The 17,922-nt window shown below is 69.3% G+C and carries 19 protein-coding genes, 1 other RNA gene and 1 pseudogene; 9 read left to right on the top strand and 12 right to left on the bottom strand.

The window, feature by feature from the left end; all coding sequences use genetic code 11:
• Positions 1-36 precede the first annotated feature (36 nt).
• Complete coding sequence (purH, locus tag BpN12_RS17485; protein WP_246796750.1) at positions 37-1,602, top strand: bifunctional phosphoribosylaminoimidazolecarboxamide formyltransferase/IMP cyclohydrolase; 1,566 nt, start codon at positions 37-39, stop codon at positions 1,600-1,602.
• Positions 1,603-1,985: 383 nt separating this feature from the next.
• Entirely contained in the window at positions 1,986-2,528 is a 543-nt protein-coding gene (ruvC, locus tag BpN12_RS17480) for a crossover junction endodeoxyribonuclease RuvC (RefSeq protein ID WP_246796749.1), read from the top strand.
• Positions 2,529-2,653: 125 nt separating this feature from the next.
• Here the strand turns inward: ruvC and BpN12_RS17475 are convergent, their stop codons facing one another.
• Both BpN12_RS17475 and BpN12_RS17470 read right to left on the bottom strand, forming a co-directional pair.
• Complete coding sequence (locus BpN12_RS17475) at positions 2,654-3,058, bottom strand: type II toxin-antitoxin system VapC family toxin (RefSeq protein ID WP_246796748.1); 405 nt, start codon at positions 3,056-3,058, stop codon at positions 2,654-2,656.
• Positions 3,055-3,288 carry an AbrB/MazE/SpoVT family DNA-binding domain-containing protein gene (locus BpN12_RS17470; protein ID WP_246796747.1) on the bottom strand — a complete coding sequence of 78 codons (234 nt, stop codon included), beginning with the start codon at positions 3,286-3,288 and terminating at the stop codon, positions 3,055-3,057. Before BpN12_RS17470 ends, BpN12_RS17475 begins: the two co-directional genes overlap by 4 nt.
• A 142-nt stretch (positions 3,289-3,430) precedes the next feature.
• Here BpN12_RS17470 and ruvA point away from each other — a divergent pair, with 142 nt between their 5' ends.
• The 4 genes and pseudogenes from ruvA to BpN12_RS17450 all read left to right on the top strand — a co-directional run bounded on the left by ruvA (position 3,431) and on the right by BpN12_RS17450 (position 7,647).
• Positions 3,431-4,012: a Holliday junction branch migration protein RuvA gene (ruvA, locus tag BpN12_RS17465; RefSeq protein ID WP_246796746.1), complete on the top strand. Its 582-nt coding sequence runs from the start codon at positions 3,431-3,433 to the stop codon at positions 4,010-4,012.
• A gap of 100 nt (positions 4,013-4,112) precedes the next feature.
• Positions 4,113-5,180, top strand: coding sequence for a Holliday junction branch migration DNA helicase RuvB (ruvB, locus tag BpN12_RS17460; RefSeq protein ID WP_246796745.1), 1,068 nt, complete (start codon positions 4,113-4,115; stop codon positions 5,178-5,180).
• A gap of 19 nt (positions 5,181-5,199) precedes the next feature.
• Positions 5,200-6,132, top strand: a pseudogene (locus tag BpN12_RS17455) (oxygenase MpaB family protein); the annotation flags it as partial.
• A gap of 411 nt (positions 6,133-6,543) precedes the next feature.
• Positions 6,544-7,647, top strand: a complete 1,104-nt coding sequence (locus tag BpN12_RS17450; RefSeq protein ID WP_246796743.1) for a ParB/Srx family N-terminal domain-containing protein — start codon at positions 6,544-6,546, stop codon at positions 7,645-7,647.
• 54 nt (positions 7,648-7,701) lie between these two features.
• Here the strand turns inward: BpN12_RS17450 and BpN12_RS17445 are convergent, their stop codons facing one another.
• The 3 genes from BpN12_RS17445 to tyrS form a co-directional block, all read right to left on the bottom strand.
• Positions 7,702-8,364: a histidine phosphatase family protein gene (locus BpN12_RS17445; protein WP_246796741.1), complete on the bottom strand. Its 663-nt coding sequence runs from the start codon at positions 8,362-8,364 to the stop codon at positions 7,702-7,704.
• Between the two features lie 89 nt (positions 8,365-8,453).
• Entirely contained in the window at positions 8,454-8,915 is a 462-nt protein-coding gene (gene dtd, locus BpN12_RS17440; protein WP_246796739.1) for a D-aminoacyl-tRNA deacylase, read from the bottom strand.
• The gene (gene tyrS, locus BpN12_RS17435; RefSeq protein ID WP_042623869.1) at positions 8,912-10,153 is read right to left on the bottom strand and encodes a tyrosine--tRNA ligase; all 1,242 of its coding nucleotides are present in this window, start codon (positions 10,151-10,153) and stop codon (positions 8,912-8,914) included. The genes dtd and tyrS overlap by 4 nt, the downstream gene beginning before the upstream one ends.
• 203 nt (positions 10,154-10,356) lie before the next feature.
• Between tyrS and BpN12_RS17430 the strand changes: the two genes are divergently transcribed.
• Positions 10,357-11,460: an anhydro-N-acetylmuramic acid kinase gene (locus BpN12_RS17430; RefSeq protein ID WP_246797928.1), complete on the top strand. Its 1,104-nt coding sequence runs from the start codon at positions 10,357-10,359 to the stop codon at positions 11,458-11,460.
• A gap of 102 nt (positions 11,461-11,562) precedes the next feature.
• Here the strand turns inward: BpN12_RS17430 and erpA are convergent, their stop codons facing one another.
• From erpA to BpN12_RS17410, 4 genes are all read right to left on the bottom strand, one after another.
• Positions 11,563-11,937, bottom strand: a complete 375-nt coding sequence (gene erpA / locus BpN12_RS17425; protein ID WP_042623868.1) for an iron-sulfur cluster insertion protein ErpA — start codon at positions 11,935-11,937, stop codon at positions 11,563-11,565.
• 216 nt (positions 11,938-12,153) lie between these two features.
• Positions 12,154-12,546, bottom strand: a complete 393-nt coding sequence (gene rpsI, locus BpN12_RS17420; protein WP_042623867.1) for a 30S ribosomal protein S9 — start codon at positions 12,544-12,546, stop codon at positions 12,154-12,156.
• Positions 12,547-12,559: 13 nt separating this feature from the next.
• Positions 12,560-12,988, bottom strand: coding sequence for a 50S ribosomal protein L13 (gene rplM, locus BpN12_RS17415; protein WP_012734653.1), 429 nt, complete (start codon positions 12,986-12,988; stop codon positions 12,560-12,562).
• A gap of 364 nt (positions 12,989-13,352) precedes the next feature.
• The gene (locus BpN12_RS17410) at positions 13,353-13,496 is read right to left on the bottom strand and encodes a hypothetical protein (protein WP_246796738.1); all 144 of its coding nucleotides are present in this window, start codon (positions 13,494-13,496) and stop codon (positions 13,353-13,355) included.
• A gap of 178 nt (positions 13,497-13,674) precedes the next feature.
• Between BpN12_RS17410 and BpN12_RS17405 the strand changes: the two genes are divergently transcribed.
• Complete coding sequence (locus BpN12_RS17405) at positions 13,675-14,097, top strand: OsmC family protein (RefSeq protein ID WP_042623866.1); 423 nt, start codon at positions 13,675-13,677, stop codon at positions 14,095-14,097.
• Between the two features lie 103 nt (positions 14,098-14,200).
• Here BpN12_RS17405 and rnpB read toward each other — a convergent pair.
• From rnpB to pyrC, 3 genes are all read right to left on the bottom strand, one after another.
• Positions 14,201-14,615: RNase P RNA component class A (gene rnpB, locus BpN12_RS17400), an RNA gene on the bottom strand.
• Between the two features lie 101 nt (positions 14,616-14,716).
• On the bottom strand, positions 14,717-15,562 hold the full coding sequence (locus BpN12_RS17395; RefSeq protein WP_246796737.1) for a DUF3025 domain-containing protein: 846 nt from the start codon (positions 15,560-15,562) through the stop codon (positions 14,717-14,719).
• A complete protein-coding gene (gene pyrC, locus BpN12_RS17390) occupies positions 15,559-16,632 on the bottom strand; it encodes a dihydroorotase (protein ID WP_246796736.1) in 1,074 nt (357 codons plus the stop codon). The genes BpN12_RS17395 and pyrC overlap by 4 nt, the downstream gene beginning before the upstream one ends.
• 208 nt (positions 16,633-16,840) lie before the next feature.
• On the opposite strand from pyrC, the gene BpN12_RS17385 reads away from it, so the two are divergent.
• Entirely contained in the window at positions 16,841-17,788 is a 948-nt protein-coding gene (locus tag BpN12_RS17385; protein WP_246796735.1) for a class II glutamine amidotransferase, read from the top strand.
• Positions 17,789-17,922: the final 134 nt, after the last annotated feature.

The raw sequence follows: 17,922 nt of genomic DNA, 5'->3' as shown, positions 1-17,922 counted from the left end.
TCTTCCCCGTTTTCCTGGCTATTGGTGCTCCCCATCATGATCAAGCAAGCGCTCCTCTCCGTTTCCGATAAAACCGGCATCGTCGAATTCGCGACGGCGTTGTCGCAGCAAGGCGTCAAGCTGCTGTCGACGGGCGGCACCGCGAAACTGCTCGCCGAGGCCGGCCTGCCGGTCACGGAAGTGGCCGACTACACCGGCTTTCCGGAAATGCTCGACGGGCGCGTGAAGACGCTGCACCCGAAGGTCCACGGCGGCATCCTGGCGCGGCGCGACCTGCCCGAGCACATGCAGGCGCTCGACGCGCACGGCATCCCCACCATCGACCTGCTGGTGGTGAACCTGTACCCGTTCGTCGCGACCATCGCGAAGGACGACTGCACGCTGGCCGACGCGATCGAGAACATCGACATCGGCGGCCCGACCATGCTGCGCTCGGCCGCGAAGAACCATCGCGACGTGACGGTGATCGTCGATCCGGCCGACTACGCGGTGGTGCTCGACGAGATGAAGGCCAACGGCAACGCGGTCGGCTACGCCACCAACTTCCGGCTCGCGACCAAGGTGTTCGCGCACACCGCGCAGTACGACGGCGCGATCACGAACTACCTGACGAGCCTGACCGACGAGCTGCAGCACGCCACGCGCAACGCCTACCCGGCCACGCTGAACCTCGCGTTCGACAAGGTGCAGGACCTGCGCTACGGCGAGAACCCGCACCAGAGCGCCGCGTTCTATCGCGACCTCGCGGCGCCGGCCGGCTCGCTCGCGAACTATCGCCAGCTGCAGGGCAAGGAACTGTCGTACAACAACATCGCCGATTCGGACGCCGCGTGGGAATGCGTGAAGACGTTCGACGCGCCGGCCTGCGTGATCATCAAGCACGCCAACCCGTGCGGCGTGGCGCTGGGCGCGAACCCGGCCGAAGCCTATGCGAAGGCGTTCCAGACCGACCCGACCTCGGCGTTCGGCGGCATCATCGCGTTCAACCGCGAAGTGGACGAAGCGAGCGCGCAGGCGGTGGCCAAGCAGTTCGTCGAGGTGCTGATCGCGCCGGCGTTCTCGGAGGCCGCGCGCCAGGTGTTCGCCGCCAAGCAGAACGTGCGTCTGCTCGAGATCGCGCTCGGCGACGGCTTCAACGCGTTCGACCTGAAGCGTGTGGGCGGCGGCCTGCTGGTGCAGTCGCTCGATGCGCGCAACGTGCAGCCCGACGAGCTGCGCGTCGTGACCAAGCGCCAGCCGACGCCGAAGGAACTCGACGACCTGCTGTTCGCCTGGCGCGTCGCGAAGTTCGTGAAGTCGAACGCGATCGTGTTCTGCGGCAACGGCATGACGCTCGGCGTCGGCGCCGGCCAGATGAGCCGCGTCGACTCGGCCCGCATCGCCGGCATCAAGGCGCAGAACGCCGGCCTCACGCTGGCCGGCTCGGCGGTGGCCTCGGACGCGTTCTTCCCGTTCCGCGACGGCCTCGACGTGGTGGTGGCGGCGGGCGCGACGGCCGTGATCCATCCGGGCGGCTCGATGCGCGACGAGGAAGTGATCGCCGCGGCCGACGAGCACGGCATCGCGATGGTGCTGACGGGCATCCGCCACTTCCGTCACTGACCGGTTCCGGTCGGGCGGACCGGTAGCCACGGTTCGTTCGGCTCACGCCGACACGCCCGGCCGCGAGGGCTCCGCCTTCGCCGCCGGGTTTTTCATTGGCGCGGCGGGATGGTGTTGCGCGGTTGGTCGGCACGATGGCGGTGGGCGTCGGTGCTTGCCATGCGCCCTCGATCGCCGCGCGCCGACGCTCGTCCATCTCGTGCGCCTCGCACATCGAACGCGCCGGCATCGCGTAACGCCAGACGAGCTTCGCGCCAGCGCCGCGCAATCCCTCGCGTCATCACAAAACCACCGCGAGGCCGGGCACGACGCCTCGCGCGCGCCGCGATCGTTGTACCATCGCCGGAACCCGTTCTTTCCTCTCGCTTTCCTTCGGCCAGCCCATGCGAATCATCGGCATCGACCCCGGCCTGCGCGTCACCGGCTTCGGCGTGATCGACGTCCACGGCAGCAAGCTCGCGTATGTCACGAGCGGCGTGATCCGCACCCCGACCGCCGACCTCGCGGTCCGGCTCGGCACCATCTTCGACGGCGTTTCGACGCTGGTGCGCGAGCACACGCCCGACCAGGCCGCGATCGAGAAGGTGTTCGTCAACGTCAATCCGCAATCGACGCTGCTGCTCGGCCAGGCCCGCGGCGCGGCGATCTGCGGGCTCGTCTCGGGCAGCCTGCCGGTGGCCGAGTACACGCCGACGCAGCTGAAACAGGCGATCGTCGGCTACGGCCGCGCCACCAAGGAACAGATGCAGCAGATGGTGGTGCGGCTGCTCGGCCTGTCGGGCCTGCCCGGCACCGACGCGGCCGACGCGCTCGGCACCGCGATCTGCCACGCGCACGGCGGCGCCAAGCTCGAAACGCTCGGCGGCCTCGCGCCCGCGCTCGTCAAGAAGGGCTTTCGCGTGCGACGCGGGCGGCTCGTCGGCTGACGCGGCGTTGCGGTGCCCGCGCCGGACACGCTGCACAAGCGGCCACGGCCACCGCAAGCGGCGCACGACTTCGTGCGGCAGCCGTCACGCACTCCCATGCGCCAAGCCCGCCATGGCGCACGCCGTCAGCCTTCGGGCGCGATCAGCGCGAGCTTCGGAAACCAGGTCCGATAGCGCCCGACGTCGCGCGTCAGCAGCCGCGCGCCCAGCACGCTCGCATGCGCGCCGATGAAGAAATCGGGCAGCACGCCCGTTTTCGTGCCGCGCGTGCGCCGGTAGCGCTCGAACGCCTTGCCGGCCAGGAACAGCGCCGCGCGCGGCATCGGATCGATGCGCAGGCCCGCGCGCGCGACGAACGCGTCGAGCGATTCGATGCGCGCGTAGCCGATCGCCAGTTCCGCATAGACGACGTCGTTGATCGCGAGCGTCCCCTGCAACGAGGCCGCCTCGAGCTGATGCTGGGACCAGTCAGCCCAGCGCGGGTCGTCGGTGACGAGATCGAGCAGCACGTTGGTATCGACGAGGATCATGCATCGTCGCCGCGCGTGAGCGCGAGGATCTCGTCGGTGGACAGCGGCGCATCGAGCGAGCCGCGCAGCGCCGCGAAACGCGACACTGGCGCCGCGCCGCCCGCCTTGCGCACGGTCACGCGACCGTCGTCGTCCATCACGAATTCGACAGCCATCCCCGGCTCCAGCCCGAGCCGCTCGCGCACTGCCTTCGGGATCGTCACCTGGCCCTTCACGGTCATCGTTGACATCGCCGCCTCATCAAAGTAATACGTCGAATTGGTAACGTAATACTTCGCCCCGGCGGCCGCAAGCGGCGCGCTGGCCACCAGCCGGCCTCGTCCGTTGCCGCGTGCGCTACACTCGCGCTTTCCTCCCCTCGTCGTCCTCGTCATGATCGGTCGCATCGCCGGCACCCTGCTCGAAAAGAATCCTCCCCACCTGCTCGTCGACTGCAACGGCGTCGGCTATGAGCTCGACGTGCCGATGAGCACGTTCTACAACCTGCCGCCCACCGGCGAGCGCGTGGTGCTGCTCACCCAGCTGATCGTGCGCGAGGACGCCCACCTGCTGTACGGCTTCCTCACGCCGCAGGAGCGCTCGGCGTTCCGCGAGCTGCTGAAGATCACCGGGATCGGCGCGCGCATGGCGCTCGCGGTGCTCTCCGGCATGAGCGTGCATGAGCTCTCGCAGGTCGTGACGATGCAGGACGCCGCGCGCCTGCAGCGGCTGCCCGGCATCGGCAAGAAGACCGCCGAGCGCCTGCTGCTCGAACTGAAGGGCAAGCTCGGCGCCGACCTCGGCGAGCTGGCCGGCCAGGCCTCGCAGTCGGACCACGCGGCCGACATCCTCAACGCGCTGCTCGCGCTCGGCTACTCGGAGAAGGAAGCGCTCGCCGCGATCAAGAACGTGCCGGCCGGCACCGGCGTGTCCGAGGGCATCAAGCTGTCGCTGAAGGCGCTGTCGAAGGCCTGAGCGGGTACCGCGAGCCACCACTCTCGCACGGCGCGGCGGCTCGCGCGACTCGGCCGTTCGGCCAGTTCGTCGGCGCGATGACGCGCGGTACAATGCCCGCATGATCGAAACCGACAAACTTGCCGGCGAGCGCATCATCGCCGCCACGCCCGCCTCGTCGCACGAGGAGGCGTTCGAACGCGCGCTGCGGCCGCGCCAGCTCGACGAATACGTCGGCCAGGAGAAGGTGCGTGGCCAGCTCGAGATCTTCATCGAGGCCGCCAAGCGCCGCTCGGAGGCGCTCGATCACGTGCTGCTGTTCGGCCCGCCCGGCCTCGGCAAGACCACGCTCGCGCACATCATCGCGCGCGAGATGGGCGTGAACCTGCGGCAGACGTCCGGCCCCGTGCTGGAGCGCCCGGGCGACCTCGCCGCGCTGCTCACCAACCTCGAAGCGAACGACGTGCTGTTCATCGACGAGATCCACCGGCTCTCGCCCGTCGTCGAGGAAATCCTGTATCCGGCGCTCGAGGACTACCAGATCGACATCATGATCGGCGAGGGGCCGGCCGCGCGCAGCGTCAAGCTCGACCTGCAGCCGTTCACGCTGGTCGGCGCCACCACGCGCGCCGGCATGCTGACCAACCCGCTGCGCGACCGCTTCGGGATCGTCGCGCGGCTCGAGTTCTACGATGCCGGCCAGCTGTCGCGCATCGTGCAGCGCTCGGCCTCGCTGCTCAACGCGCGCATCGATCCGCACGGCGCGCTGGAGATCGCCCGGCGCGCGCGCGGCACGCCGCGGATCGCCAACCGGCTGCTGCGCCGCGTGCGAGACTACGCCGAGGTGAAGGCCGACGGCGCGATCACCGAGCGTGTCGCCGATGCCGCGCTCGCGATGCTCGACGTCGATCCGGTCGGCTTCGACCTGATGGACCGCAAGCTGCTCGAGGCGATCCTGCACAAGTTCGACGGCGGCCCGGTAGGGGTGGACAATCTCGCCGCCGCGATCGGCGAGGAGCGCGACACGATCGAGGACGTCCTCGAGCCCTACCTGATCCAGCAGGGCTTCCTGCAGCGCACGCCGCGCGGGCGCGTCGCCACGCTGCTCACCTATCGCCACTTCGGGCTGCCGGTGCCCGACGGCCCCACGCCCGGCATCCCCGGCGCCGACGACGACACGCGGCGCTAGCCTCCCCGGAATCCGCACGATGTCCGCCCCGCCCCGCCGTGACGCCGCCGCGCAGCCGCCCGGGCGCGGGCTCGCCGACCGGCTGCGCGCGCGGCTCGCGGGCGGCGTGACGCTGCTGACCACGGGCGGCGGCGGACCCTCGATCGACTATGCCGTGCCGCCCGGCGACCCGGGCCTGTTCGGCCCCGACGCGGTCTGCTGGCGCGTCCACGCCGATTTCGCCTCGATGATGACGGGCGGCATCGCCGCGCTGCTGCTGCAGGCGCTGCACCCGCTCGCGCTGGCCGGCGTCTGGGACCATTCCACGTTCCGCACCGACATCCTGGGCCGGCTGCGCCGCACCGCGACGTTCGTCGCCGGCACCACGTTCGGCAACCGCGCCGACGCGCTCGCGCTGATCGAGCGCGTGAAGACGATCCACGCCGCCGTGACGGGCACCGCGCCGGACGGGCGCCCCTATCGCGCGGACGATCCGGCGCTGCTGACCTGGGTCCACGTGGCCGAGGTGTCGAGCTTCCTCGCCGCGCATCTGCGCTACGTGAATCCCGCGCTGTCCGGCGCCGAGCAGGATCGCTACTACGCCGAGACCGCACTGATCGCGACGCTGCTCGGCGCGCGCGACGTGCCGGCCTCGCGCGCCGAGATCGCCGCCTATCTCGAACGGATGCGCAGCGAACTGGTCGCCAGCGACCGCACGCGCGAGGTGATCCGCGTGCTGCGCGACACGCCGGTGCCGCGCGCCGCGATGAAGCCGGCCGCCGCGCTGCTGTTCCACGCCGGCGTCGACCTGCTGCCGGACTGGGCGCAGCGCCAGCTCGACCTCGCGGCGCTCGCACCGGTGCGGCGCGTGGTGGCGCGGCCCGGCATCCGCCTGATCGCGCCGGTGTTTCGCTGGGCGCTCGTCAACGGCGCGTCGAAGCGCGCCCGGCGGCGCGCGGCGGCGACGCCGGACTCGTCCGTGGCGCCGACGCCGGTCGCATCAGCCACCTCGGACGCACCACCGGCCGTACCGCAATGGCCGCATCCAAACGGCTCCGGCGACGCCTCGGGCGCCTCCAGTACCCCCGCTCCCGCCCACACGGGACATCCCGCCGCCGCCGCCGGCGAACCACCCACACCACGCTGAACCACCCGCCGCGCCACGCCGGCGGCGGCACCCGATCGCAAGCACTGGCACCCGCGCACGGCCCGTCCGCCGGCGCCACGCCAATCCATCACTTCGATTTCACCTGGCTTGCGATTGCCATCCGATTATTTTCAAATCACTGTCATGTCGCGACGGCAAGCTTGCGCCTTTCCGCGCGCCGCGCGCACCCTCCTCATTCGACGCCCTCCTCATTTGACGCCTTCCTTCACGATGACGATGCCTCCTTCGCTCAGCCGTTTCGCCGTGGCCGCCTCGTTCTGCTCGCTGCTCGCGCTCGCCGCCTGCGGCGGCGACGGCACGTCCCCCGCCAGCTCGCTCGCCGCCACGCCGCAGCCGGCCGCCACGCCCGCGCAGACCACTCCGGTGCCAGCCACGCAGCCCGGCAAGTGGGCCACGGCCGCCACCGGCGACATGCTCGACGTCGCGCTCGGCGATCTGCATCCGACCCAGGCCGCGCTCGGCTACGACCAGATCTACTACAAGCTCGGCCGCTACGAACTCGATCCGACCAAGAAGTTCGACGACTTCTGCGCCGACGAGGGCCTCGGCGGCCTGACGAAGGACAGCTCCTCGTCCACCTCGACGCTGACCGACGCGACGAGCTACGGTTGCACGACCACCGACACGAGCCAGCGCGACACCAGCCTGCTGAACCCGGTGGTGGTCGGCCCGAACGGCGACACGCTGTACCTGACGGACGGCCATCACGGCCTGTCGACCTACTACGAGGTGCCCGACGGCGGCCCGACGCTGCACGTCCACGTGCTCGTCAAGGACAACCTGAGCAGCTACACGGGCAGCGCGTTCTGGGCCGAGATGCAAAGCCGCGGCTACACGCGCCTGAAGGACGCGAACGGCGCCGCCATCACGCCGGCGCAGCTGCCCACCGGGCTCGGCCTCAAGCTCGGCATGCAGGACGACGTCTATCGCTCGCTCGTCTACTTCACGCGCGACGTCGGCTACAGCAAGCCGACACCGTCCACCGACTTCCTCGAGTTCTACTGGGCCGACTGGCTGCGCGCGACGTTCCCGCTGTCGGGCTACACGCTGACGAAGCTCGGCGCGACCGATCCCGATCCGGCCACGGCCGACACCGGCTACCTGAACGCCACCTGGAACGCGTCGCTGCAGATGGTCGCGTCGACCGATCCGGTGATCGACGGCAAGACCGGCGCCGATCTCGGCCGGCTCGCGCAGATCAACGCGGGCAAGAAATACACGAAGGGAACGTTCGGCGACCTGCTCGCGCCGATCACGGCATCCAAGCCGGGCAAGCTCGCCTACGCGCTCGACTACAAGACGCGCCACGGCCTGCAATGAACGGCGCCTGAACGGCACCGGATCACGGCCCCGCGAGCGCGGGGCCGTTTGCGTTTACAGCACCTTGCGGTAGCCGTCGTCGTCGCTGCCGCCGCCGAGATGGTCGACGTCGGCCCAGCGCACGATGCGCAGCGCGTCGCCGTCGGCCTCGACCACGTTGATGCTGGTGTTGAGCAGCGCGTACTGGCGCGGCGCGTCGAGCGGCAGCGACGCGGCGTGGCGATAGACGCAGTCGAGCACGCCGCCGTGCGTGACCACGGCGATGCGCCCGCCCGGATGCGCGGCCACGATCGGCGCGAGCGCATGCAGCACGCGGTGATGGAACGCGCGATGCGATTCGCCGCCGGCCGGCTCGAAGCCGGGGTCGCGTGTCTGCCATTGCGCGTACGCATCGGGAAATTTCTCGGCGATCTCGGTGCTGTCGTGGCCCTGGAACGCGCCGTAGGCACGCTCGCGCAGCCCCGCGTCGAGCCGCACCGGCAGGCCGAGCGCGTCGGCGCCCGGCTGCGCGGTCTGCCGCGCGCGCTGCAGGTCGCTCGAATAGATCGCGTCGAGCCGCGCGCCGTCACGCGCCTCGCGCGCGAGCCGTTCGGCGAGCCGCGCCGCCTGCTCGACGCCGGTCTCGGCGAGCGCGATGTCGATGTGCCCCTGGATGCGCTTGATGCGGTTCCAGGGCGTTTCGCCGTGGCGGATGAAGAGGATTTGCGTCGTGGTCATCGGTTGGCCGGTCGGAATGCGAGGGGAACGAAGCGATAAACGAAACGGGAGGCAGCCCGGCCGGCGGCGCGGGCGTCACGCGGGCCGCGTCAGGCGGCGCGCGCCTGCAGCCAGAACGTGACGGGGCCGTCGTTGACGAGCGACACCTGCATCTCGGCGCCGAACTCGCCGGTCTCGACGATCGGGTGCCGCGCGCGGGCCGCCTCGACGAAATAGCTGAACAGCCGCGCGCCCTCGTCGGGCGGCGCGGCCGGCGTGAAGCTCGGCCGCATGCCGCTCTGGGTGTCGGCCGCCAGCGTGAACTGCGAGACGAGCAGCAGGCCGCCCGCCGTGCCCGCGCCGTCGAGGTTCGTGACGGGCAGGTTCATCTTGCCGGCCGCGTCGCTGAACACGCGATAGCCGAGCACCTTCGCGAGCAGCTTGTCGGCCTGCGCCTCGGTGTCGCCGCGCTCGGCGCAGACGAGCGCGAGCAGGCCCGCGCCGATCTCGCCCGTCACGCGCTCGCCGACGCGCACGTCGGCGCGCCGCACGCGCTGGATCAGCGCGATCATGCGCCGACCGTCACGCGCGCGAAGCGCCGCTTGCCGACCTGCACCACGTACTCGCCCGCCTCGATCTTGAGGCCCTTGTCGGAGACGGTCGTGCCGTCGATCTTCACGCCGCCCTGCTCGATGTTGCGCAGCGCCTCGCTGGTCGACGGCACGAGGCCGGCCTGCTTGAGCAGCTGGCCGATCGCGAGCGGCGCGCCGCCGAGCGTGACCGACGGGATGTCGTCGGGCACGCCGCCGCGGGCGCGGTGGTTGAAGTCCTCGAGCGCCTGCTCGGCGTCGGCCTGCGAGTGGAAGCGCGCGACGATCTCCTGCGCGAGCAGCACCTTGAAGTCGCGCGGGTTGCGGCCCGCCTCGATCTCGGCCTTGAACTTCGCGATCTCGCTCATCGGGCGGAACGACAGCAGTTCGAAGTAACGCCACATCAGCACGTCCGAGATGCTCATCAGCTTGCCGAACATCTCGGTCGGCTTCTCGCTGATGCCGACGTAGTTGCCCTTCGACTTCGACATCTTCTCGACGCCGTCGAGCCCTTCCAGCAGCGGCATGGTCAGGATGCACTGCGGCTCCTGCCCGTACTGCTTCTGCAGCTCGCGGCCCACCAGCAGGTTGAACTTCTGGTCGGTGCCGCCGAGCTCGAGGTCGGCGTTCAGCGCGACCGAGTCGTAGCCCTGCATCAGCGGGTAGAGGAATTCGTGGATCGAGATCGGCACGCCGCCCTGGAAGCGCTTCGTGAAATCCTCGCGCTCGAGGATGCGCGCCACCGTGTAGCGCGAGGCGAGCTTGATCATGCCGTCGGCGCCGAGCGGCATCGACCATTCGCTGTTGTAGCGGATCTCGGTCTTGTCGCGGTCGAGCACCAGCGCGGCCTGCTCGAAATAGGTCTTCGCGTTCGCCTCGATCTGCTCGCGCGTGAGCGGCGGGCGCGTGGCGTTGCGGCCCGACGGATCGCCGATCAGCGAGGTGAAGTCGCCGATCAGGAAGATCACCGTGTGACCGAGATCCTGCAGCTGGCGCATCTTGTTGAGCACCACCGTGTGGCCGATGTGGATGTCGGGGGCCGTCGGGTCCAGCCCCAGCTTGATCCGCAGCGGCGTGCCCGTCGCCTCGCTGCGCGCCAGCTTCTGCGCGAACTCGTCCTCGATCAGCAGTTCGTCGACACCGCGCCTGGTGATCGCGAGCGCCTCGCGCACGGAATCGGTGATCGGGAGCGCGGGCTTCGTTTGGGGATCTTGGCTCATCGGTGCGGAAAAGGAGGAAAGTCGGAAAAGCGGTGATTTTCCCATAACTTGCACGCGCATCGCTTAACGGCGCGGCGGCTTGCGCGGATAATCGGACCACGCCGGCGCGGGCACGCCGCCCGCGCGCTCGACGACAGGAGAAAACCGTGGCGCCACCTCGCAAGCAAGCCGACCATCCCGCCGACGGCGTCTATCTCGGCCTGATGTCGGGCACCAGCATGGACGGCTGCGACGGCGTGGCCGTGCGGTTCGCCGCGGACGAGCCGCCCGCGGTGCTGGCCGAGGGCTTCGTCGGCTTCGCCGACACGCTGCGCGACGCGCTGTTCGCGCTGCAGCAGCCCGGCGCCGACGAGATCGACCGCGAGGCCCAGGCAGCCAACGCGCTGGCCGCGCGCTACGCGGTCTGCTGCCATGAATTGCTGCGCTCGGCGAACCTCGCGCCCGACCAGGTCCGCGCGATCGGCGTCCACGGCCAGACCGTGCGGCACCGGCCCGAGCGCGGCTACACGCGGCAGACCAACAATCCCGCGCTGCTCGCCGAGCTGACCGGCATCGACGTGATCGCCGATTTCCGCGCGCGCGACGTCGCCGCCGGCGGTCAGGGCGCGCCGCTCGCGCCGGGCTTCCATGCCACCGTGTTCGGCGCGCCGGACGAGACGCGCGTGGTCTGCAACCTCGGCGGCATCAGCAACATCACGATCCTGCCGGCCGAGGGCGCGCATGGCGGCGCCGGCGTGCGCGGCTTCGACTGCGGGCCGGCCAACGCACTGCTCGACACCTGGGCGCAGCGCCAGCTTGGCAAGCCGTTCGACGAGGGCGGCCGGCTCGCCGCGAGCGGCAAGCTCGACGCGGCGCTGCTGGCCGCGCTGCTCGCCGAACCGTATTTCGACCTGCCGCCGCCGAAGAGCACCGGCCGCGACCTGTTCAATCCGGACTGGCTCGACGCGCGCCTGCGCACGTTTGCGCAGGTCGCGCCGCCCGACGTGCAGGCCACGCTGGTGGCGCTGACCGCCGTCACGATCGCGCGCGAGATCGCGCGCCACGCGCCCGACTGCCGGTCCGTCTACGTCTGCGGCGGCGGCGCGCGCAACCCGGTGCTGCTGCGCGCGCTCGCCGACGCGCTGGCCGAGTCCGGCGTGAGCGCGGCGGTCGACACCACCGCCGCGCTCGGCGTGCCGCCGCAGCAGGTCGAGGCGATCGCGTTCGCCTGGCTCGCCCATCGCTTCACGGCGCGCGCGGCCGGCAACCTCGCCGGCGTGACGGGGGCGGCCGGGCCGCGCGTGCTCGGCGCGCTATACCCACGCTGACGGCAGGGAATCGTCGGCGCCACGACAAAAACCCCACGCCGTGCGTGGGGTTTTCGGAATCGCGGGCGGCGGGCGCCCGCGCGCTGCGTCAGTGGCGGTCGGTCAGACCGAGAAGGACGAGCCGCAACCGCAGGTGGTGGTTGCGTTCGGGTTCTTGATCACGAACTGCGCGCCGTTCAGATCGTCCTTATAGTCGATCTCGGCGCCGACCAGATACTGGTAGCTCATCGAGTCGATCAGCAACTGCACGCCACCCTTGTTCATCACGGTGTCGTCCTCGTTGACTTCCTCGTCGAACGTGAAGCCATACTGGAAGCCCGAGCACCCGCCGCCCTGCACGAACACGCGCAGTTTCAGCTCGGGATTGCCCTCTTCCTCGATCAGTTGCTTGACCTTGTCGGCGGCTGCGTCGGTGAAGACGAACGGTGCCGGCATTTCGGTGGTGGTGGTTGCCGCGGATTCGGTGACAGCGTTCATGCGAACTCTCCAAAAAAGCCCATTGCCGCTATTGTAGGGCGGTTCCGAAGATCGTGCCGAAGTCCTCGAAATCAAGCGGCTTGCGCCCTGGTTTGCGCCCTGATTACGGCCGGCGCACGGCACGCTCGCGAACCGCACGCGCATAAAAAAACCGCCAGTCGGAACTGGCGGTTTCTGCTCGGCGGCATCGCCCGCGGGCGATGGACCGAAAAGCGCTTAACGCTTCGAGAACTGCTTGGCGCGACGTGCCTTGCGCAGACCAACCTTCTTACGCTCGACTTCACGCGCATCGCGCGTGACGAAGCCGGCGGTCGACAGTTGCGGCTTCAGCGTCGCGTCGTAGTCGATCAGCGCGCGCGTGATGCCGTGGCGCACTGCACCGGCCTGACCCGTTTCGCCGCCGCCCGTCACGTTGACCTTGATGTCGAACGTTTGAGCGTGGTTCGTCAGTTCCAGCGGTTGACGCACGATCATCAGCGACGTCTCGCGCGAGAAGTAGTCGGCGATGGGCTTGCCGTTGACGATGATGTCGCCCTTGCCAGCCTTGATGAAGACACGAGCGACTGCGCTCTTGCGGCGGCCCGTACCGTAGTTCCAGTTACCGATCATTTGGTGGGTCCCCTTAGATCTCGAGCGCCTTCGGCTGTTGTGCCGAATGCGGATGCGTCGCTTCTGCGTAGACCTTCAGCTTCTTGATCATCGCGTAGCCGAGCGGGCCCTTCGGCAGCATGCCCTTGACCGCCTTCTCGAGCGCACGGCCCGGGAAGCGTTCCTGCATCTTGCCGAACGTCGTTTCATAGATACCGCCCGGGTAGCCCGAGTGACGGTAGTACTTCTTGTCCAGAACCTTGTTGCCCGTGACTTTCAGCTTGCTGGCGTTGATAACGATGATGAAATCACCGGTGTCGACGTGCGGGGTGAACTCGGGCTTGTGCTTGCCGCGCAGACGGCGTGCCACTTCGCTGGCGACACGTCCGAGAACCTTATCCGTCGCGTCAATCACGTACCATTCACGCGTCACCTCATGGGCTTTTGCGGAAAACGTCTTCATGATCGATCCAAAAATAATGACTGCTGCCCTTGCTTTTTTCCTGCTTGGATTTGGTTGCGCTCTGGGCGCTGTGCAGGCTCTCCCTGATTCTTCTCCGCGGGCATGAATGCGGAAAACCCTGAATTATAAAGGAATTCAGGTAGACCGGTCAAAGAAATCGCTTGAGTGGGGGAACCGGGGGCCGGGTGCCCTCTGGCAATGCGGCCCACGGGTACGCCGCGCGTTGGTCCGGCCACGTTGCCGCGGCCCGGAAAGCTGCCGTTTCATGCACGCCGGACGAAAAAAAGCCCGAACCGTCGTTCGGGCTCAATCCACCTTTGGAGGAGGGTGGAGGAGACAGCCGGAGATTGCCGCAACGCGACAATCAATGGATCCAATTATAGGAACCTGCGCCGGGCAACACAAGAAAATCTACATGATGAAATCGCAACCCATAATGTGAAATTTTCATGCGGCGCCGCAACATCACCGCCTTCCCCATTGGAATCAGGGCGTTGAGCGAAATCATCAGACCATTCGTGTGCGGCAATCTAGAGCAAAACCCCTAACCCGCCGCCTCGAACTACGCAAAGCCGCGCCGCGCGGGACGTTCGATGCTTGCCATTCCCGCACCGCGTCAGCCGCGCGTGGCGACGCGGGCTACAATGCCGGTTGGTAATCGAAGCCGAAGAGGCTGGAGCACACGCATGGAATGCAAAGTTAGCTGGATGGGCCAGGATGGCATGGCGTTCGTCGCGCAGACGGGCAGCGGCCACCTCGTTGCCATGGACGGCGCGCCCGGGGGCGGCGGCAACAACCTCGCCCCGCGCCCGATGGAAATGGTGCTGGTCGGCACGGGCGGCTGCACCGCGTATGACGTCGTGCTGATCCTGCAGAAGAGCCGCCAGGAAGTGACGGACTGTTCGGTGACGCTGAAGGCCGAGCGCGCGAGCGAGGATCCGAAGGTATTCACGAAGATCCACTTCCACTTCACCGTCACGGGCCGCAACCTGAACCCGGCCACGGTCGAGCGCGCGATCAACCTGTCGCACGACAAGTACTGCTCGGCATCGATCATGATCGCGAAGACGGCCGAGCTCACGCACTCGTTCGACATCGTCGCGGGCTGAGCGGCGCGGCGGCCGGCAGCGGCCGCCCCGTTTGTTCCGTTCGCTCCGCCGCAAAACGAAAAGGCCGGCGCCAATCCTGGCGCCGGCCTTCGTTCGTGTCGGGCGGCAAAGCGGGCCGATAAGCCGGATTCTGTGCATCGCGCGTGTCCAGGACGCGCGCGAAGTGGCAGTCATTCCTCTAGGCGCGCCATTGCTGACGCGCTCAAGCTTCCTACCCGCAGACGAGACGGGGGCACCGTCCTGCATCGCGAAGATGCGCGCCTGCCTACTTGGAATTGCTCCGGGTGGAGGTTACCGTGCCGGTCTGCGTCGCCGCAGCCGCGGTGCGCTCTTACCGCACCGTTTCACCCTTACCTGATCCCGGCTTGCGCCGGGCCATCGGCGGTCTGTTCTCTGTTGCCCTGTTCCGCGTGTCGCCACGGATGGCCGTTAGCCATCACCCTGCCCTGGCGGAGTCCGGACTTTCCTCGCCCCGCACGACCGGAAGCCGTGCGGGCCGCGACTGCCTGGCCCACTTTGCGAGGCGAATTCTAGCATCGACGCGGCCTCGCCGCGAACCGGCAAAGCGGGGAACCAACCGGAGAACGCGCGGGAACCCCGGCCGCGACCCTGCCCCGTTTCAGCCGCGCGTGCGGCGCCCTGCGCGAAACACCTGCGGGTCGTCGTAGAAGCCCGGCTCGGCGTTCGCGGCGCACCAGCCCGGCACGCCGAGCACCGGGACCGGCGCGAAGCCGCCGTGCGGCGGCAGCCGCGCGTCGAAGCCGGCGGCCACGTGCGCGTCGAGCCAGTCGAGGCGCGCCCCCTCGTCCCAGTCGAACCAGGCGGGCGGCGCCTCGACGATCCAGGCATGCGCGCAGCAGGCCTTGTAGGGCGCGACGAGCTTCTCGAGCAGCGCGTGGCCGACCAGCCGCAGTTCGCAGGCCCGGCCCCAGGCCGCGCGCGCCTCGACGAACAGCGCCCGCCAGCCGAAGCGGCGTAGCGCGTCGCCGAGCGCCGGATCGGCGGTGACGAACAGCGCGCCGTTCTCGTCGAGCAGCGTCAGCGCATCGCGCAGGCCGCCGCGCGCGCCGCCCACGCCGAGCGTGTCGATCGCCGCCGACTGCCGCGCGTTGATCGCGGCCTTGAGGCGCGGGTAGGCGAACCAGACCAGCGCGTTGAAGAAATCGTGGAGATTGTGGCGGGTCGGCACGCCGCCGGTAGTGGCGATCTGCGTCTCGTAGGCGACGCCGGCCGGCAGCGCGGCCTGTTCGATGAAGCGCAGCGGCAGGCCGCGCCCGGTATCGATGCCGGCCGTGGCCGCATCGGCGGCCAGCGCCGCGAGCCAGGCGGCCTCGCCGGCCAGCGCGGCGGCCTGCCAGCGCGGCCCGTGTAGCGCGAACGGCGCGAGCCACGGCGCCTGCCAGTCGATCGCCGCGAAGCCGGCACGGGACGGGCCACCGGCGGGGCCGCCCGCGGCCCCGCTCACGCGAGGCGCCAGCCGATCGGCTCGCCGCCGCGCAGTGGCACGACCGAGGTGTCGCCGGCTTCGATGGTGGCCGGCAGCTGCCAGGTTTCGCGGCGCAGCGTGACAGTCTCGGTGGCGCGCGGCAGGCCGTAGAAATCGGCGCCGAAGAAGCTCGCGAAGCCTTCCAGCCTGTCGAGCGCGCCGGCTTGGTCGAACGCTTCCGCGTAGAGTTCGAGCGCATGCAGCGCGGTATAGCAGCCGGCACAGCCGCAGGCCGCTTCCTTGGCGTCCTGCGCGTGCGGGGCGCTGTCGGTGCCGAGGAAGAAGCGTGCGTTGCCCGAGGTCGCCGCGGCCACCAGCGCGACGCGGTGCGTCTCGCGCTTGAGCACCGGCAGGCAGTAGTAATGCGGCCGGATCCCGCCCGTGAAGATCGCGTTGCGGTTGTAGAGCAGGTGATGGGCCGTGATGGTCGCGCCGAGCGTGCCGGGCGCCGCGTCGGCATCGCGCACGTAGTCGGCCGCGTCCTTCGTCGTGATGTGCTCGAACACCACCTTGAGCGCCGGGAAATCGCGGCGCAGCGGCGTCATCACGCGATCGATGAACACCTTCTCGCGATCGAACAGGTCGATCTCGGCATTGGTGACCTCGCCGTGGACCAGCAGCGGCATGCCCGTTTCCTGCATCGCCTCGAGCGCGCCCGCGCATTTGCGCAGGTCCGTCACGCCCGCGTCGGAGTTGGTCGTGGCGCCGGCCGGATAGAGCTTCACGCCATGCACGAAGCCGCTCGCGCGCGCGCGGCGGATCTCGTCGGCCGGCGTGTTGTCGGTCAGGTAGAGCGTCATCAGCGGCTCGAACGCCATGCCGGCCGGCAGCGCGGCGAGGATCCGCGCGCGGTACGCCTCGGCCTGCGCCGTGGTGGTCACGGGCGGCTTCAGGTTCGGCATGATGATGGCGCGGCCGAACTGTCGCGCCGTATGCGGCAGCACGGCGGCCAGCATCGCGCCGTCGCGCACGTGCAGGTGCCAGTCGTCGGGACGGGCGAGGGTCAGCGAGGTGACGGAGGCGTCGGGGGAGGCGTTCGGAGCGGTCATGGGGCGTCGTCGGGGATGGCGGGCGGCAGCGCGCGCGGGCCGCCGCGTTCGCGCCCCGCGGCCCGTCGCGAGTGACGGAAAACCGCAACAGGGGACCGCGGACACGCGGGTTCCACTTTTGGCCGCCCGGGGCTCGGTGATATGCTTGAAACCGCCATTGTACCGGTTCCTCCCGGTGTTCCCCCTGCCTCGTCTGCCGTAACGTCCTATGTGCCAACTCTTCGGAATGAACTGCGCCGAGCCGACCGACGTGACCTTCTCGTTCACGGGTTTCGCGGCCCGCGGCGGGCTCACCGATCATCACGCGGACGGCTGGGGCATCGCGTTTTTCGAGGACAAGGCCTGCCGGCTGTTCCTCGACCATCAATCGTCGGCCACCTCGCCGATCGCCGAGATGGTCAAGCGCTATCCGATCAAGTCGAAGAACACCATCGCGCATATCCGCAAGGCCACGCAAGGCGCGATCCTGCTCGAAAACAGCCATCCGTTCATGCGCGAGCTGTGGGGGCGCCACTGGATCTTCGCGCACAACGGCGACCTGCCCGGCTTCGCGCCCGGCCTCGACGACGGCGTCTACCAGCCGGTCGGCACCACCGACAGCGAGCGCGCGTTCTGCCTGCTGATGCAGGGCCTGCGCGACACCTTCCCGGGCGCGCAGCCGCCGCTGCCCGAGCTGTTCGAGCGGCTCGCCGAGCTGACCGAACAGATCACCGCGCATGGCGTATTCAACTTCCTGCTGTCGAACGGCCAGGCACTGTTCGCGCACTGCTCGACGCGGCTGCACTATCTGGTGCGGCGCTGGCCGTTCTCGACCGCGCACCTGATCGACGAGGATCTCTCGATCGACTTCGCGAAGTACACCACGCCCGAGGATCGCGTCGCCGTGATCGCCACGCAGCCGCTGACCGACGATGAAGTCTGGACCGCGTTCGAGCCGGGCGAGCTGCTGATGTTCCAGTGCGGCGACGTCGCCGCGAAGACGCGCGTGGCGGTGCCCGAGATCGTGCTCGAGAAGCTGCGCAACCCGGCGCTCGATCCGTCGGCGTCGGTCAACTGCCGGCGCGCGGCGGTGGCGAGCGCGTCCGCCGGCACGGACGCCACGCTCGAAGCGGCCGCCGCGGCCATCGCGCACGGCGACGATCCGGTCGACTTCTGAGCATCGCGCGGCGCCTCGCGCCTTGCGCTCCACCCATGAAAAACGCCCGGCAGCGCCGTAATGCCGTTCAGTTAAGCAACTGAACGGCATTTTTGTTTTCGGGAAGGAGTGGTTGTAAACGCTGCGCTGAAGTG

The organism is Burkholderia perseverans, from assembly GCF_022870505.1.
Classification (GTDB): Bacteria; Pseudomonadota; Gammaproteobacteria; order Burkholderiales; family Burkholderiaceae; genus Burkholderia; species Burkholderia plantarii.
Note: the sequence above shows the minus strand (reverse complement) of the source record. Positions and strands in the feature narration are given on the sequence as shown.

Bases quoted from the DNA above. Each gene is read 5' to 3' on its own strand.
- purH (WP_246796750.1), top strand. From the start codon at position 37: ATGATCAAGCAAGCGCTCCTCTCCGTTTCCGATAAAACCGGCATCGTC.
- ruvC (WP_246796749.1), top strand. From the start codon at position 1,986: ATGCGAATCATCGGCATCGACCCCGGCCTGCGCGTCACCGGCTTCGGC.
- BpN12_RS17475 (WP_246796748.1), bottom strand. From the start codon at position 3,058: ATGATCCTCGTCGATACCAACGTGCTGCTCGATCTCGTCACCGACGAC.
- BpN12_RS17470 (WP_246796747.1), bottom strand. From the start codon at position 3,288: ATGTCAACGATGACCGTGAAGGGCCAGGTGACGATCCCGAAGGCAGTG.
- ruvA (WP_246796746.1), top strand. From the start codon at position 3,431: ATGATCGGTCGCATCGCCGGCACCCTGCTCGAAAAGAATCCTCCCCAC.
- ruvB (WP_246796745.1), top strand. From the start codon at position 4,113: ATGATCGAAACCGACAAACTTGCCGGCGAGCGCATCATCGCCGCCACG.
- BpN12_RS17450 (WP_246796743.1), top strand. From the start codon at position 6,544: ATGCCTCCTTCGCTCAGCCGTTTCGCCGTGGCCGCCTCGTTCTGCTCG.
- BpN12_RS17445 (WP_246796741.1), bottom strand. From the start codon at position 8,364: ATGACCACGACGCAAATCCTCTTCATCCGCCACGGCGAAACGCCCTGG.
- dtd (WP_246796739.1), bottom strand. From the start codon at position 8,915: ATGATCGCGCTGATCCAGCGCGTGCGGCGCGCCGACGTGCGCGTCGGC.
- tyrS (WP_042623869.1), bottom strand. From the start codon at position 10,153: ATGAGCCAAGATCCCCAAACGAAGCCCGCGCTCCCGATCACCGATTCC.
- BpN12_RS17430 (WP_246797928.1), top strand. From the start codon at position 10,357: ATGTCGGGCACCAGCATGGACGGCTGCGACGGCGTGGCCGTGCGGTTC.
- erpA (WP_042623868.1), bottom strand. From the start codon at position 11,937: ATGAACGCTGTCACCGAATCCGCGGCAACCACCACCACCGAAATGCCG.
- rpsI (WP_042623867.1), bottom strand. From the start codon at position 12,546: ATGATCGGTAACTGGAACTACGGTACGGGCCGCCGCAAGAGCGCAGTC.
- rplM (WP_012734653.1), bottom strand. From the start codon at position 12,988: ATGAAGACGTTTTCCGCAAAAGCCCATGAGGTGACGCGTGAATGGTAC.
- BpN12_RS17410 (WP_246796738.1), bottom strand. From the start codon at position 13,496: ATGATTTCGCTCAACGCCCTGATTCCAATGGGGAAGGCGGTGATGTTG.
- BpN12_RS17405 (WP_042623866.1), top strand. From the start codon at position 13,675: ATGGAATGCAAAGTTAGCTGGATGGGCCAGGATGGCATGGCGTTCGTC.
- pyrC (WP_246796736.1), bottom strand. From the start codon at position 16,632: ATGACCGCTCCGAACGCCTCCCCCGACGCCTCCGTCACCTCGCTGACC.
- BpN12_RS17385 (WP_246796735.1), top strand. From the start codon at position 16,841: ATGTGCCAACTCTTCGGAATGAACTGCGCCGAGCCGACCGACGTGACC.